The organism is Oceaniferula marina (assembly GCF_013391475.1).
In the GTDB taxonomy this organism is placed as follows: domain Bacteria; phylum Verrucomicrobiota; class Verrucomicrobiia; order Verrucomicrobiales; family Akkermansiaceae; genus Oceaniferula; species Oceaniferula marina.
This window is the reverse complement of the sequence record NZ_JACBAZ010000005.1, coordinates 116,624-132,470: the sequence shown is the minus strand read 5'-3', so window position 1 is coordinate 132,470 and position 15,847 is coordinate 116,624. Positions and strand designations below refer to the sequence as shown.

Sequence of the window (15,847 nt, the reverse complement as noted above, 5' to 3'; positions counted from 1 at the left end):
ATCAACTACCATGAACACAGACCATACTCAACACATCCTCATCATTGGCGGAGTGGCCGGCGGAGCCTCGGCAGCCGCACGCGCACGCCGTCACAGCGAAACGGCTCACATCACCTTAATCGAGCGAGGGCCCGACGTTTCTTTCGCCAACTGCGGACTCCCTTATCACATAGGAGGGGAAATTGCAGACCGTGATCGGCTCGCGTTACAAACACCGGAGTCGCTTAAAGCCCTGCTGAACCTCGATGTCCAGATTCGAACCGAAGCCATTGCCGTCAGCCGGGAGAAAAAGGAAGTGACCGTGCGCCGACTCGATACCGGTGCCGAGGAAACGCTCTCCTACGACAGTCTGATCCTAGCTCCGGGAGCCAGCCCGATCGTGCCTCCACTCGAAGGCATCGAACACGAAAGAATCCTGAGCCTACGTAATTTGCAGGACATGGATAAAATCAAAGCCGCAGCTGAAACCACAGATTCCGTGCTAGTCATTGGAGCCGGGTTTATTGGTTTGGAAATGGCTGAGCAACTCCGCCACATCGATAAAAAAGTTCAGGTCGTCGAACTTCAGGAGCAAATCTTACCCCAGGTCGATCCCGAAATCGTGGCACCCGTCGAAGGAGAAATGACAAAACACGGCATCGAACTGATCCTCGGCGACGGCGTTGCCTCGTTCTCCCACGAAAATGATCTCGTGAGCGCTCAATTAAACTCCGGCAAAACGGTCAGCGCCGGACTGGTCGTCTTGTCGATCGGAGTCAAACCGGAAAGCGATCTCGCAAAAGATGCCGGACTGGAACTCGGGCCCCGGGGGCACATCGTGGTCAATGAATATCAGCAAACAAGTGATCCATCGATTTATGCTGCTGGCGACGTATGCGAAACACTCGACCCCATTCTCGGAACCCGGACCGCGATTCCTCTGGGAGGCCCTGCCAACCGTCAGGGGCGCACCGCAGCCGACCATATTTTCATGGGCAACAATGCCCTGGCCTACCCCGGCAGCATCGGAACTTCAATTGTCCGGGTGTTTGACCAGGTGGTCGCCACCACCGGATATAACGAGAAGCGCCTGCTCGCTGCTGGAGTCGATTTCGACACCGTAACCATCAACGCTCACAGTCATGCAGGATATTACCCAGGTGCGCTCAACGTCACCCTCAAGCTGCTGTGGAGAACCTCGGACGGCTTGATTCTCGGAGCCTCCGCGGTCGGTGCCGATGGTATCGATAAACGCATGGATGTCATCGCTACAGCCATCACGGGCAAACTAACGATTGACGACCTTTGCAACGTCGAACTTTCCTACTCACCGCCCTTTGGCAGTGCCAAAGATCCGGTCAACATCGCCGCCTTTGCCGCTTGCAACATCCGTGACGGTCTGGTCACCCCGGCTCTGGATCTCTCGGATGACAAGCTTCAGCTGATCGATGTCCGACCAGCCGAAATGTCAAAAATAAGACCCCTCGACCCCAGTTTCGGGGCAAAGGCCATCCCAGTCTCGCAATTGCGTAACCGACTGGACGAGCTCGACCAGTCCCGCCCGGTCACCGCCGTATGCGCCCTAGGGAAAATGAGTTACTTCGCCAGCCGGATTCTAACGATGAATGGCTTCGAGGCCCGAAGCGTAACCGGGGGCCTGGCCCTCAACCCAGATCTCGCCAAATCCAGTAACGACACCCCTGGGACAACAGCACCGCAGGCCAAGCCTGTGACGTCAAGCCCCGCCAAACAACTCGATTGCACCGGCATCGCCTGCCCCGGTCCCATCATGAAAGTGAAGGAAGCCGCCAGCGAGCTCCAAGCCGGTGAAATTCTGGAAGTGAAGGCCAGCGACGGAGGCTTTGCCAACGATTTGCCGGCATTTTGCTCGGCCAATCAATACGAATTTCTCGGTGCCGAAACCAACAAGGGCATCGTCACGGGTCGTCTACGGATTCCAGAACAGGGAAATCTTCCTGCTCCCGTCACCGGCGGAGCCGCCAATAACGACACCACCATGGTGGTTTTCTCTCAGGAAATGGATAAAGTCATGGCTGGTCTGGTCATCGCCAACGGCACACTGGCGATGGGAGGAAAAGCCACCCTGTTCTTCACCTTCTGGGGACTCAACGCCCTGCGCAAACCCGGCACAACAGCCGTGGATGGCAAAACCATGATGGACAAAATGTTCGGTATGATGCTGCCCCAGGGAACCCCCAAGCTCCCGCTGTCAAACATGAACATGGGGGGCATGGGCATGCGGATGATGAAATCCCGGATGGCGGCCAAAAACTTGCCCAACCTCGACGGCCTGCTCGAAGATGCCGTGAAGGGAGGAGCCCGTCTGGTTGCCTGCGCCATGTCCATGGAAGCCATGGGAATCCACCAGGACGAACTGATCGACGGCGTGGAGATGGGAGGCGTCGCAGAGTTTCTCGCAGCATCCTCACGCAGCGGAACCAGCTTGTTCATCTAACATAGACAGCAATAAGATCCCGTCGAGGGATCTCCGAAGCATCCATTTCGGTCCTAAGCAACAAGCGGAAGTCTTCAGACTTCCGCTTGTTTGCATCTCAGGAGCAAAAGGCCTCCCGCAGCGCTTCGATTTTTTGAGTCTCCATATCAACGGCTCCACCGAGTGAGCGCGCCAGTAAAACCGACTGTGCGGTAAACTCGCAGACTTCCAAGCGGTCAAAGGTCTGCATCATTGACCCTCCACTGACAATCATGGCTCCGTTATTCAGCAACACAACCGGAGTCTCCGGCCCCAAAGCCGAAACAATGGCATCCACTCCGGCATCCCCGGCCAAGGCAACCACCTCGCGGACAAACACCCAACTTTCCGGGTTGGTCGTCACGTCCAAGCGCTCATGGGCAAGTGCATGTGCCATCACTGCGGGAGCCTGAGTCACAATCAGAGAGTCGATATCCGGGTGGCTATCATAAATGGCACGATGCAACTTCCATGATTCGTCAGGGTGCACTCGCTTCCCTATTTGCCCAGCCTGAATCAGGGCCGTATCAGCTCCGCCGACACAGTCTCTCGGGACACCCGCCGCATTGATCACAAAGCTATCGGAACCATGCCGTGCCGAAACCGAACCAAAGGACCTCGGCAACAGACCTTGCCTGCTCGCTCGATCCATCGCCATCCTGACAGATCGTGCTGCTGCCGATTCACTTAGCCCCTCAAACGGGACAAACGTTCCGCTTTCTACCGGGACGACTTGTATCGGAGTATACCATGGCAAGACATCTCCGCGGCCCGGCTTGGCTCCACCAAGTGTGCGAGCATCCAGCAAGGCCTGAGCACAAAACTCCGCAGCCAGCAAGCGGTTGTATGCTTGCTGCATATCCTTCCCCCCCACGGCCACCCCATGGTTTCCCATCACCACGACATTCGCCCCCGTCGCAAAACCATCAGCCACCACCTGGCCCAACATCTCACTCCCCGGCAAGCGGTAATCAGCAAAACATGTGCGTCCACATAACTCAGACACCGTAGGCATCATGGCCAAATCAGGCTCCTGGCGCGCAAGAGCGTAAGCGACCAAGGCCGGAGGATGGGCATGAATCACAGCCCCCAGGTCCTCGCGCTTTTCGTAAACCTGCCGGTGGATGGGAAATTCAGAGCTCGGTCGGTGTTTACCTTCAAGCGAACCGTCAGCGGCAACCTTCACCATGTCATCAGGAACCAAAGACCCCTTGTCCACACCCGCCGGGGTAATCCAGATACCCCCATCCTCCTCGCAAAGAGAAAAATTGCCGCCAGACGTAGTGGTCATCCCCGCACGGTACACGCGATGAATCGCATCCGCCAAAATATCAGCATACATAACAGCCCCCGAGGTCTGATCCATCGGCCCCAGCTGCCCCCCAGCTTCCAATTCACTAAGCTCCATGCGGGGTTCCCTATTCCCGACAAGGAAAAAAGAAAAGTGAAATCATGGAAGATGATCGGGAAAGTTCACACTTTTGAGCAAGATCAATGAAAAATAATGCGCATATTCTGCTCGAATATGCACAGACATTTCAACAATTGCTTATATGATGATCTATAGATAGGAAACCATGACGCAAGATCAATTAGATGCCATCAAGAGGCAATTTGAAGATAACCAGTTAGTTTGTGAAAAAGTGGTGGGGCTGTTCCATTTGTTTTCGAACAAGGTGAGATTTCGAACCGTCTGCATGCTGATGTATGGGGAAGCCTGTGTGCAAGAGATCGCGGAAGTTGTGACGGCCGGTAAAATGACCAACATCTCACAACAGCTCCGGGTCTTGAGACTTGCGGGGGTGGTCAAGCAACGGCGAAACAAGAAACAGATGCTCTACTCGCTGGCGGATCCGAAAATCGCCAGAATGATCGAATACCTCCGCTGCGAATTTCTGGAAGACTGCAATCCAACAACTGAAAACGACCAATGAAAAACATCCTTATCCTCGGTGCAGGAACAGCTGGAACCATCATGGCGAACCAGCTCCGAAAAAAAATGAATCTCGAACAATGGAAGATCACCATTGTCGACAAAGAAGGAGATCATTACTACCAACCCGGTTTTTTATTCATGCCCTTCGGCATTTATTCGGAGTCGGACGTGGTCAAACCCAAACGCCGGTTTGTGGGAGCGGGTGTTGACTATCTTGAGGCAGATGTCGATCGCATTGAAGCAGAACAAAACCAGGTCTTCTTGAAAAATGGAGAATGTCTTCCCTATGACGTCCTGATCGTGGCAACCGGCACGGCTCCGGTTCCCGAAGAAACCGAGGGGATGACCGGAGCGGACTGGGGTAAAAACGTCCACGAGTTTTACACCTTCGAAGGGGCCAAGGCACTGGCCAAAACCTTGGACGGGTGGCAAGGAGGAAGACTGGTGATGCATATTTGTGAAATGCCTATCAAGTGCCCTGTCGCCCCCTTGGAGTTTGTCTTCCTGGCCGACAGCTGGCTCAGGAAACGAGGCTTGAGGGAACAGACCGAGCTAATCTACGTCACCCCTCTTTCCGGAGCCTTCACCAAACCGGTTGCTTCGAAAATCCTCAGCGGCTTGCTGGAGGAAAAACAAATCGAAGTGGTCAACGACTTCAACATCGGGAGTGTCGACAATGAAGAACACAAAATCGTCTCATGGGACGAACGGGAGGTGGCTTACGACCTACTGGTCACGGTGCCCACAAACATGGGAGATTCCATGGTGGAACGATCGGGGCTCGGAGATGAATTAAACTTCATCCCGACCGATAAACACACCCTGCAGTCAAAGGCCCATGAAAATATTTTTGTTATCGGTGATGCCACCGACGCTCCGACATCCAAGGCTGGTTCCGTTGCCCATTTTGAAGCGGAAGTTCTGATTGAAAACATCATGGCCTTCACCAAGGGAGAGCCACTACCTGAAAAATTCGATGGGCATGCCAATTGTTTCATCGAATCGGGTAACGGCAAAGGCTTCCTTCTGGACTTTAACTACGACTTGGAACCCGTGCCTGGCAAGTTCCCGCTTCCCGGTATCGGCCCCATGTCCCTACTCACAGAAACCCGGCTCAACCACATGGGCAAAATGGCCTTCCGCTGGGTTTACTGGAACATGCTTCTTCCCGGCCACCCGATCCCCATGGTCGGTCATCGAATGACCCTGACCGGTAAAAACATTCCGGAGGGCGTCAAGATCCCTGAGTCTCTGGATGCCTGACATCCAATCCACAACGAACCAAACCATACAAAACAATACCATGCCTGATAAGACGATAAACGGAGTAAGCATCAGCGTCGACGATGACGGATTCATGACCGACCACAGTCAATGGAACAAGGAACTGGCGGCCGCACTAGCAGAAGAAGAAGGTATCAGCCTGAGCGATGGCCACTGGAAGGTCATCGACTACATTCTGGCCGATTACGCAGAAAAAGGGACCGTTCCTGGTATGCGCCGCATCAACAAAGTCGGTGGCATTCCGACCAAGGAACTCTACGCCCTGTTCCCCGGTGGACCGATCAAAAAAGCAGCCAAAGTCTCGGGCCTGCCAAAACCTACCAGCTGCGTCTAGAAAGGATTACATTATGAGTGAAGAACCTATCAAAAAAGTATCCATCATTGTTTCCCGCGGTTCCCTTGAAGGGATCTATCCCGGCCTGATCATGGCCAATGGCGCGAGAATGGAAGGCATTGAAGCCAACCTTTTCTTTACCTTCTTCGGTCTCTACGGAGTCCTGACAAAGTATATGAATAGCATTAAAATCGCAACGGTCGGCAATCCGGCCATGCGCGTCCCCGATGCCAAGGGTTTCCCTCTCCCCACGTGGATGGGTTCCATGCCCGGCATGTCGGCCTTTGCCACCCACATGATGAACAAGGAGATGGAAAAAATCGACATCCCGCCGGTCGGAGAATTCATCGAAATGATCTCAGATGCCGGGTGCAACATCTATGCCTGCAAGGCCACGGTGGACATGTTCCACCTGACAGATGACGACTTCTGCCCACAGATGGACCGGGTCCTTACCGTCGGTGAGTTCTATGAACTTTCTGCCGGATCCCAGATCATCTTTACCTAACCACCAAGCCCGATCAAAGACCTCCAGACCAAGAGAAACAAGCGAATACTGAATACCATGAAATACAAAAGCACCGGCATTGCCATCACAGCAGCAAGCCTCGCCATCATCAGCCAGGCCAGCGCCACCAACGGCGTGAACCTTATCGGAATCGGCCCCATTTCCCGCTCATTGGGAGGGACTGGTATCGCCGCACCCCAGGATGCGGTTAGTGCCGTATTCTCCAACCCAGCGGCCATGTGTATCAGTGAGTCCTGCAGCAAACCACAGGCAGACTTCTCACTAACCACCTTCATGCCATCGACCAGCGCCAAAATCAGCATGGGGCCAAACACGTTCAAAGGAGACAGCGACAGCGACCTCTACTTCATCCCGGCGATGGGTGTTTCCCTGCCCATCGGCCACGAAGGAAGCCACTGGCGGGCCGGCATGGCCATTTACGGTATTTCCGGACTGGGTGTGGATTACGAAAGCGAACCCATCGGCTCGGTGATTCCTTTCAATTTCACTGAGCTGCAAATCATGAAGGTCGCCCCATCGGTTGCCTACTCGATCAACCCGGACGTCTCGATCGGTGCTTCGCTGCACGTGAACTATGCCAGCCTCGAGATTGGATCCGGGGTGTTCCCAACCGGCAAAAACGACGACACGGACTGGTCCATGGGCATCCAACTGGGGGCCACCTGGAGAATCAGTAACTCCGTCACCGCCGGCCTGACTTACACCACGGCCCAATCCAACACCTTCGAAGACGTCATGCCCGAATTCGGCATGATGGGACCAACCGGAGCCACCACCGACTTCGATTTGGAACTGCCGCAGCAGGCAGGCATCGGAGTTGCATGGGTCGGCATGGAAGAGCGCCTGACCCTGTCATTTGATTGCAAATGGATCAACTGGGGCAGTGCCGACGGCTACAGTGATTTTGGCTGGAGGGACCAGTGGACCTTCGGCCTAGGAGCCCAGTATGAGGTGATCCAGGATACCATGGTGCTGCGGATCGGGTACAACTACGGCGAAAACCCACTCCGCAACCAAGAATTCCAACAGGACGTCATGAGTATTGTCGGATTCCCCGCCATTGTGGAACATCACCTCGGCATGGGCATTGGCTATCAAATCAATGAAGACTTTGTCCTCAACCTCTCATGGGTGCACGCCTTTGAGAATACGATGAAATCAAAGACCCCTGACGGCTCGGCAAAAGTCGAATCCTCGCTCTCCGAGGACACCATCGATGTGGGTCTGACCTGGAGATTCTAGTCTGGCGGATACAACCCGGGGAGCGGTTCTTTCGATCTTGGCTCCTCGGGTTTTCTGATGGGACTTTTTGTCAAATCGTGTTACCTTCGCGACTATGAAATATGCGTTTCAATCTTGTCTTCTCATTCTTCTCGCCGGAATACTCCATTCTTGCTCAACGGGAAGCTCAACATCTGAATCATCCTCAGGCCCTGCCCCCGGTGGTGATTATCGAAACTCCAAAGCCGACATTGTCGTATTGAGCTTCTTCGACATGTATTGTCCACATTGTCAGCGCAGTGCGGGCGACGTCAATGAGCTCTACGCAATGGTTCAATCCCGGGGAAAGGGGCGCCAGATCGCTTTTTATGCCATCGGTAAAAACAACTCCCCGATGGAAGCCCAGCTCTATCAAAAGCGCTACAAGGTCCCCTTTACAGTCCTACCGGACAAGGACCTCCAGATTTCCTCACGCTTCTCCAAGGTGACGCCACCCATGCTCATCGCGCTCAAAAAACAAGGAGGCACTTGGCAGGAATACTATCGTGTAAGCAAAATCGAAGGTAACGCTGCGGGCATCTATCCAAACATCCAACCATAACGGCGAAAACAGCTCTCCAGGTTTACGGACATGAATCAACACAAACACCCTCACCGGAACATCTCCCTTGCCATCAGCACATGCTTGATCGCTCTTTGTGGTGCCTGTTCCCCACCAGCCCCCCTGCCCCAAGGCATGGACTCGGTGGTCTACCGCCCGCAAAAAAGCAAACCGGTCGATAGCGCCACCACATTGAAACCGGGCCAACGAGCACCGGGCTTCTCACTACCATCCGTTTCGGGAGGGCAAATTTCACTTTCCCAATTCAGAGGAAAAAGGCACGTCGTTCTCTCATTTGTGCCGGCAGCCTTCACCCCGGTCTGTTCGTCCCAGTACCCTGGATACAACATCGCACTCGATCTCTTTGAGAAAAATGATGCTGTCCTGCTAGGTATTACATCCGATAATATCCCGTCCCTCCACGCATGGGAGGTCTCGATGGGAGGACTTGACTTTGACCTTCTCTCCGATTTCTGGCCACATGGCAAGGTTGCCTCCCAATACGGGATATTGCGCAGCGACGGAACCAGCGAGCGGGCTCTGATCGTGATCGACAAACAAGGAGTGATCCGCTACGTCGACGTCCACGATATCAACAAACGGCCAAAGCTGGAGGATTTGGCCAAGGTTCTGAACGAACTCAACCCATAGCCGTCCCCGTCGTGAGCCACGGCTCACCACGCTCTGGCGCAGGTCAAACAGCTCGGAAGCCAAGACCAGGGCTGTGACACAGGTATCACGACTTCGCTCTTGCACCCGAGAGTGCATTCGACCTAGTCTCCCTCCCCCCAGAACAAGTCTCTCTGTGATCATGTCCGATTCCTTTTCATTCCCTGAAGCCAACGCTCTCACTGCCAAGCTTTACACCAAACTCAAACGACACCCCAAGCGTATCGTCTTTGCCGATGGTGAAGACATCCGCGTCCTGCGGGTTGCGGCCAAAATGGTGGAAATGGAAATCGCAGTGCCTATCCTGCTTGGCAATCGTGACCGCATCTATCAAATGGCGGAAGCCGAAGGTATTTCGATGCTCTTCGTCAACGTCATCGAGCCCTCGACCTCTTCCGAAGTCTCCCTGTTCTGTAAGCGACTGGAGAAAGTTTCCCGCTACCAAGGAAAAGAAATCGCAAACCCGTGCGAAATTGTCAGCCGCCCTCACAACTTTGCCGCCATGATGGTCCAATATGGCCACGCTGACGGTATGGTTGCCGGCAACCAGTCCATGCCCGCCACGGTCTTCCGTGCGGCAATGACCATGATCAAGCCCATCAAGGAAGTCCCCACCGTCTTCGGAGCGATGATCCTGGTAGCCCCACCCCACCTTCAACACTTTGGCAAGGACGGGATTCTATTTTTAGCCGACTGCGGCGTGATCCCCACACCCGACGTCAAGCAGCTCGCATCCATTGCCGTCCAAACCGGGGATTTGGCTCGCCACTTTCTCGCCCGGACACCGAAGGTCGCCATGCTCAGCCACTCGACCCACGGCAGCGCCAACACCGAGTCATCTCAAAGAGTCGTTGCCGCAACCGAACTCGCACGGCAAAAAGTCAAAAAGAACTACCTCGACATGCAAATCGAAGGTGAATTGCAAGCCGATGTGGCACTCGACCCGGAAGCGGCAGAACAAAAACTCGAAGGCAAGCCCGCCGGCAACCCCGCCGATGTTCTGGTATTCCCAACACTCGACGCAGGCCATATCTCACTCAAGCTCCTCCAACATGTGGGAGGTGCCCAGAATTACGGGCAGATCATCATGGGTCTTACCAGACCCGCCGCCCAAGTCCCCCGCACCGTTTCCGAAGAAACACTGCTGGGAACAGCCGCCATCGTCGGCATCCGGGCCATCGAATTCCACAACCTGTATCTGGAAAAGGAACGAGGCTAACAGATTGAAAACCATCCAATCGCAGCACCCGAAAGTAGGGCAGGTTTCCAACCTGCCGGCAAGCTTGACTCACGGAGAGTTGACTTGAGCCCATCCTTGGGATGCCGACAGGATGGAATCCTGTCCTACATTCCACACATCCGCTGTCTCCCGACCACTTCTGCCAACAGCGAAGCAAGTCAGTACAGCTTTCCAACCTGGCAGGCAACCTTTGCAGCAGCAAGGTCACGCTTCGGCAAGCCGAAGCTCCCCTGCCACTTTTAGTAAACCACAAGCTAGGCGTCGATACCGCGATAGGACTTGAGCAACTTTTCAAGACCCTCTTTTCCTTTGGCGCTGACTCCGTGCTCCATACCAATCACACCGGTGTATCCCTGCTTACGAATCCAAGAGGTAACGGCTTTGTAATCCAACTTGCCGGACCCCGGTTCCTTGCGCCCGGGAACATCCCCGTATTGAACATAAGCAACCTCGGACCATGTTTTTTCGGCATTGGGAAGCAATTCATTTCCGATCTGCCCCTCATGATAAAAATCGGCTAACAGCTTGCAGGATTTACGCCCCACAGCCCGGCAAAGATCATAACCGTCCACAAAACTCCGCAACAAGGGAGCCCCACCTTTCACTCCGTGGGAAAGTGGCTCCTGCACCAGGATGATACCGTGTTCTTCGACGATGTCACAGCATTGCTTCATCAGGTCAACGGCTCCTTTGATCTGCGAAGCCAGATCCTCACCTTTGCGGCGGGTTCCGGGGATCATCGTCATACACGTCTGCCCAGTTCGCTTGGAGGTCTCGACCCCCTTTTTCATATCGGCCAGGACTTTCTCCTGCCCCGCTTTGTCCGCTGTCGCAAAATGCAATCCATTGCCTCCTGAAATCACCGTCACGCCAAGAGCCATTCCCTTTTCACGACAAAAATCTCCCACCTCTTGCTGCAACTTCGCCGGTTTACGAATCAGTCCATTGTCTTCCCAAGCCCGAAATCCAAGATCATAAGCAAACTTCAGTTGGTCCAGGTAGCCTTTCGGAGCCGTCGGCAACTGGCCCGGGTGAGGAGCAAAGGCAGACAAAAACGGTTTAGCTTGTTCGGACTTGGCCCAGGCCGGAGCCACGCCACTAATCGCAGCAGCCCCACACAACACGGAAAAGGATCTTCGTTTCATAATCAAATCAATTGGAATTGCGTATCCATACGACTCCATCCAGCAAGTTCTATCGCTTAGTTTATTTCCATCTCCGATGGCTAGATCCTTCGCTCGCTCACGTACAGGCGACAAGCAAGACATTAGATTTTTTTGCTTTCAGACACCATAAATTGGAGGCATGGTGGGGGCATGAGCCTCTTTCGATTTCTCGCATGGTCCCTGCCATTGGCCATTGCGCTGGTGCCAACGGCCAGTGCCAACGGCAAAAAGACCCCCCCGGCGTCCATTACCTTCCACGTCGAAGGAACCGCTGCCGAGGCCCCGAAATTCACCCGCAAGGTTGAGACCTTGGCGGGAGAACGCTATTTCCGCAAAGTCCCGGAGGTCAGCACCAATGACATCATCGCATTCAGTCCCTTTCCGGCTGACGACAAAAAAACCTACGGCGTCGTCTTCCAACTCAACAAACAAGCAGCTCAGCGACTTCATGCATCCACCAACCTCAACCAGGGAAAACTCCTGCTCGGTTTGGTCAATGGACAGGCTGTAGGCGTGGTGAGAATCGACAAACCGGTCACCGACGGCATGCTTGTCATCTGGAGTGGCATCCAGCAACATGAAATCAAACTCTACGATAAATTGGCCCCACGAATCGGTGAAGATCCCAAGGTCTGGAAAAAACGCCTGAAATACGAAGAAAAGAAAAAACAGTAATGACTTCAGCCCTCACCCTTCGCATTCTTACCGCCACCCTTCTCACTGCGATTCTCAGTCCTGCTGCCGGGGCCAGTGAGACCTCGCTCAAACTCCCCACTGTCAACGAACACCTCTATGGTGATGACGGCAGTAAGTTTTACATGTGGGTCCCTCGAGTCTTTGAGGGAAAAACCTCCCGCCCATGGACGGCGGGCAAATACGGGTTTGTCCGCACCCTGAGACGCACTGAGGACGGCGTCATCGGCACAAAGTTCCACGAGGGCATCGATATCAAACCGATCAAACGTGACCGGTCTCAGAATCCACTCGATGCGGTCAACGCCCTGGCCGCAGGCACCGTGGCCTACGTCAACCCCTACGCCGGCAATAGCAACTACGGCAAATATGTCGTCGTCAAACACAACTGGCAAAGCGGCCCGATCTATAGCCTGTATGCCCACCTATCCACCACCGAAGTCAAAACCGGCCAGGTTGTCAAACAAGGGCAGAAACTCGGCAAAATGGGATACACCGGTCGAGGGATCAACCGTGAGCGCTCCCACGTGCACCTGGAACTCGACCTGATGATCTCCAGCCGTTTCAACACCTGGCACAACAAAAGCTTCGGCAGCAAAAACCACCACGGCTTACACAATGGTCTGAACATGTCCGGAATGGATATCGCTGAACTCTTGCTCCAGCAAAAGAAAAACCCCAACCTCACCATCCCGGCCTTTTTCGCCACCATCCCCGTGTATTACAAAATCACCGTTCCTCGAAAAGGGCCTCTGGAAATCGTCCAGCGCTATCCGTGGATGGCCAAGGGAGATCACCGGACACGCACCCCGTCATGGGAGATCTCCTTCAGCCAGTCAGGGCTACCATTAGCCGTCAGCCCCAGTAAGCGCAGCGTCCCTGCACCACGCGTTACTTCGGTTAAAAAGTGCCTGTCAAAACACGAATATCACACCAAAGGATTACTCACAGGGACAGGTCACCGGGCTTCTCTGACCCGCATCGGGCTACGCTATCTTTCGCTGGTCACGGGGGAATTCTAAGGCGCGCCTTCGCGCCATTGTCCAAGCTGCTCGGGAAACGGGCACTGCTGGCAATCACTGATATCCTGCAAACAAAAATCCTGATAAATCTGTAATAGCGCCTGATGCTGCCAGGCTTTTTTCAGATACGCCGTCTTCTGCGGATGATTGCCCCAGAGGCGGCACGAGGCCACATCCACCTTCTCACTCAGAACGGGTGCCGGTATCTTCATAAAATGCCGCCATGCAGTCTGATCGTCAGCGGCAAGGCGCAAGGGTAAGAGATGATTCACCACAAACTCCCTCACCCGCTGTTTGCCCACCAAAACCATCCGCCTGGCACTGGTTTGACTCGTCAAGGTGAAATGCCAGTTCCAATAAGGATGCCCGAGCCCGAGTAAAAATGACTCCACATCCTGCACATGCTGACATGCTCGTCTGAATGCCGCCCACTGCCGAACCACCCCCGCCAGACAGGCCAACCTCCGCTGCGGATGATTCACCGGCCGGATCCCTGCCAAACGCCACGGAATCTGCCGCTCGGGAATCAATTCATAATCCGCCCTGAGACGCCACCAAGACTCCCAAAGCCCACGTAAATACTCCCGGCTGTCCCCCTCCGCCTGATCGTAAATCTCAGCCGATAAAAAACCCGCCACCCCAAACAAAAGCGCCTCCGCCTGCTCAGGACGATCCAGCAACAAGCGGATCGGCAAGCGCTGGGCAAGCAGCGTCATCGCCAATCGATTCGGCCGGTAACCCATGGTTGTGGCCAGAGCCTGCCACAGCCATTCATCCTTCGACTGAGCCTCAACCGTCTTCATCCGCCATCTGGCCTTCCGGCGCATCCGGTGCTTGGCAGCTTCAAGTAACAGCCGCTCGACATCCCCGTCAGTCATCGACCCCATGGACGAACAGCAACGCCCCGGGTGAGCCCGAGCCACCTTCAGCCTGGGCCGATCCAAAGCATCCTCAAGCACATGAGCAGCCACCACCACCCGAGGAATCTCACGATGTTCGCTAGTCCGGGTAAACACACATGGACCTCCCTCCTCAAACACCACATGCAAGACCACCCGGTTAAAGGACTCATTCTGAGCATGACCATGCGCTTCCCAGTCCGAAGCCCGGTGGTCCAACTCAATCGTTCCACAACAAGTCTCCCCGCCAATCTCCACCACCGCATGCAAAAAATCCGGGCCAGCCGCATGATTCCAATGACCAAACTGAACCACCTTAACCGACTCTCCGGACAAGGTGACAAACTCACGCCCCAACTGCCCGGCAAACCATAATGCCTGCAACTCCAACTCCGAAACCACCGGTCCCGCGCCCCACTCCTCCATCACCCACGACTCCCGACCGCAGGCCCGCAACAAATCCAGATAAGACGTCATAAACCCAATCTATCAGAATCTGATAGATCTAGCAAATGCCGATCAGTAAAAACCATAATCCTCTGATCGCCTCCCAATCGAACCACCCTCTTGATTGCCTGCCAGCACCTTCCAATTTGAAGATTGCAAAAACTTTATATTTAAGTAATGCTAAGAATCTCCACGACCCACCGGGCATCACTCATGAGATCGCGCAAAAGCTCCATCCCACGCAGACCAAGCCGCACACGTGCGCGCAATAGCCGTCGGCAGGGACGTCCGAGTCTACGCGAAGCGATCCATGACGCCAATCATCGTGCGAAACAGCGTGCCAACAGGCGGATGGGCCGCCGGTTGGGCCTCACCTCGGTCCAAGCCGCCATCGCGGATACCATGGACGATGGCATCGCCCATCTCGGCTTCCCACAACGTCTGTTGCGCTGGTGTATTGCCTTGGCCCTGCTTCCAGTCTGCGCCATCACGACCATGGCCCTGTTCAATGTCACGGACTCGTATGCGGGCCAGACCCAGTCCTTCTGGATGGATTTGATCCGGACCCGGCATTTTCTCTACTTTTCCATCGGTATGTTTCTGATGTCCGGTTGGTTTTTCACCGGCCTAATCGAACGCTTTTTCCTTTATCTCTACGTTCTGGGCCATGAACTGACCCACGCCATCTTTGTCTATCTTTGCGGGGGCAAGGTTTCGAGCATGCACATTACTGCGGATGGCGGGTATATCATGACCAACAAGAGCAATGTCATCATTGCCCTGTCTCCTTATTTCATCCCGTTTTGGTCGGTAGTGGTTTTATTGGTTTCCACCCTACTGGGCAGCTTCTACCGCATCCCCTACCATGAGGAGGCGCTGTTTTGCCTGATTGGGGCAACCTGGGCCTTTCACCTGCTCTGGACGATCTGGATGATCCCTCGAGACCAACCTGATCTCGAAGAAAATGGCACCTTTTTTTCCATCGTCATCATCTACTTGGCCAATGTGATTGTTTTGTCCGTCTTACTCTGCCTTGCTCCAGGAAACCTGACCTGGCACCACTGGGCCAACCAGTTCATGGACGCTGCCATGGTCTTTAAGCAATTCACAATACAGCTGATGCAGCAATTTCTCTAATGTCGTTATAAACGGTTGTTTATCAAAACTGCAGAAAAACATACCTTTTTTTCTTGCGAATTTTACGAGCTGCAGCATAATCAACTCATCGCTCAGCAATGAGCGGTATTTGGGGGGGAACAGACCCGTCAGTGATGTCTTCGGACCGAGCTGGCGGGTCTGTCAATTTTTAGGGGTATCGCAAAAAGACTCATCC

Annotated in this window: 15 protein-coding genes; 12 read left to right on the top strand and 3 right to left on the bottom strand. The window is 54.3% G+C overall.

Annotated features, from left to right (window positions below):
• Positions 1-10: 10 nt before the first annotated feature.
• On the top strand, positions 11-2,455 hold the full coding sequence (locus tag HW115_RS13840) for an FAD-dependent oxidoreductase (RefSeq protein ID WP_178933498.1): 2,445 nt from the start codon (positions 11-13) through the stop codon (positions 2,453-2,455).
• A 97-nt stretch (positions 2,456-2,552) separates the two neighbouring features.
• Here HW115_RS13840 and HW115_RS13835 read toward each other — a convergent pair whose 3' ends face one another.
• Positions 2,553-3,881: a class II aldolase/adducin family protein gene (locus tag HW115_RS13835; protein ID WP_178933497.1), complete on the bottom strand. Its 1,329-nt coding sequence runs from the start codon at positions 3,879-3,881 to the stop codon at positions 2,553-2,555.
• Between the two features lie 169 nt (positions 3,882-4,050).
• Here HW115_RS13835 and HW115_RS13830 point away from each other — a divergent pair, with 169 nt between their 5' ends.
• From HW115_RS13830 to HW115_RS13795, 8 genes are all read left to right on the top strand, one after another.
• Positions 4,051-4,407: an ArsR/SmtB family transcription factor gene (locus HW115_RS13830; protein WP_178933496.1), complete on the top strand. Its 357-nt coding sequence runs from the start codon at positions 4,051-4,053 to the stop codon at positions 4,405-4,407.
• Complete coding sequence (gene sqr, locus HW115_RS13825) at positions 4,404-5,672, top strand: type III sulfide quinone reductase, selenoprotein subtype (protein WP_178933495.1); 1,269 nt, start codon at positions 4,404-4,406, stop codon at positions 5,670-5,672. Before HW115_RS13830 ends, sqr begins: the two co-directional genes overlap by 4 nt.
• A gap of 40 nt (positions 5,673-5,712) precedes the next feature.
• Positions 5,713-6,027, top strand: a complete 315-nt coding sequence (locus tag HW115_RS13820; RefSeq protein WP_178933494.1) for a TusE/DsrC/DsvC family sulfur relay protein — start codon at positions 5,713-5,715, stop codon at positions 6,025-6,027.
• 13 nt (positions 6,028-6,040) lie between these two features.
• Positions 6,041-6,535, top strand: a complete 495-nt coding sequence (locus HW115_RS13815; RefSeq protein ID WP_178933493.1) for a DsrE/DsrF/DrsH-like family protein — start codon at positions 6,041-6,043, stop codon at positions 6,533-6,535.
• Positions 6,536-6,592: 57 nt separating this feature from the next.
• A complete protein-coding gene (locus HW115_RS13810; protein ID WP_178933492.1) occupies positions 6,593-7,798 on the top strand; it encodes an OmpP1/FadL family transporter in 1,206 nt (401 codons plus the stop codon).
• 94 nt (positions 7,799-7,892) lie between these two features.
• Positions 7,893-8,378: a peroxiredoxin family protein gene (locus HW115_RS13805; RefSeq protein WP_227021528.1), complete on the top strand. Its 486-nt coding sequence runs from the start codon at positions 7,893-7,895 to the stop codon at positions 8,376-8,378.
• Positions 8,379-8,408: 30 nt separating this feature from the next.
• Positions 8,409-9,029, top strand: a complete 621-nt coding sequence (locus HW115_RS13800; RefSeq protein WP_227021527.1) for a peroxiredoxin — start codon at positions 8,409-8,411, stop codon at positions 9,027-9,029.
• 160 nt (positions 9,030-9,189) lie between these two features.
• Positions 9,190-10,266: a phosphate acyltransferase gene (locus tag HW115_RS13795; protein ID WP_178933490.1), complete on the top strand. Its 1,077-nt coding sequence runs from the start codon at positions 9,190-9,192 to the stop codon at positions 10,264-10,266.
• 275 nt (positions 10,267-10,541) lie between these two features.
• On the opposite strand, the gene HW115_RS13790 is transcribed toward HW115_RS13795, so the two are convergent.
• Positions 10,542-11,432, bottom strand: a complete 891-nt coding sequence (locus HW115_RS13790; RefSeq protein ID WP_178933489.1) for a sugar phosphate isomerase/epimerase family protein — start codon at positions 11,430-11,432, stop codon at positions 10,542-10,544.
• 171 nt (positions 11,433-11,603) lie between these two features.
• Between HW115_RS13790 and HW115_RS13785 the strand changes: the two genes are divergently transcribed.
• Together HW115_RS13785 and HW115_RS13780 are read left to right on the top strand one after the other, a co-directional pair.
• Positions 11,604-12,128: a hypothetical protein gene (locus HW115_RS13785; RefSeq protein WP_178933488.1), complete on the top strand. Its 525-nt coding sequence runs from the start codon at positions 11,604-11,606 to the stop codon at positions 12,126-12,128.
• Positions 12,128-13,168 (top strand): M23 family metallopeptidase, encoded by a 1,041-nt coding sequence (locus HW115_RS13780; RefSeq protein WP_178933487.1) that lies wholly within the window; start codon positions 12,128-12,130, stop codon positions 13,166-13,168. The genes HW115_RS13785 and HW115_RS13780 overlap by 1 nt, the downstream gene beginning before the upstream one ends.
• Here the strand turns inward: HW115_RS13780 and HW115_RS13775 are convergent.
• Positions 13,165-14,544, bottom strand: a complete 1,380-nt coding sequence (locus HW115_RS13775; protein ID WP_178933486.1) for a DUF2851 family protein — start codon at positions 14,542-14,544, stop codon at positions 13,165-13,167. The genes HW115_RS13780 and HW115_RS13775 overlap by 4 nt on opposite strands.
• 183 nt (positions 14,545-14,727) lie before the next feature.
• On the opposite strand from HW115_RS13775, the gene HW115_RS13770 reads away from it, so the two are divergent.
• Complete coding sequence (locus HW115_RS13770) at positions 14,728-15,651, top strand: hypothetical protein (RefSeq protein ID WP_178933485.1); 924 nt, start codon at positions 14,728-14,730, stop codon at positions 15,649-15,651.
• Positions 15,652-15,847: the final 196 nt, after the last annotated feature.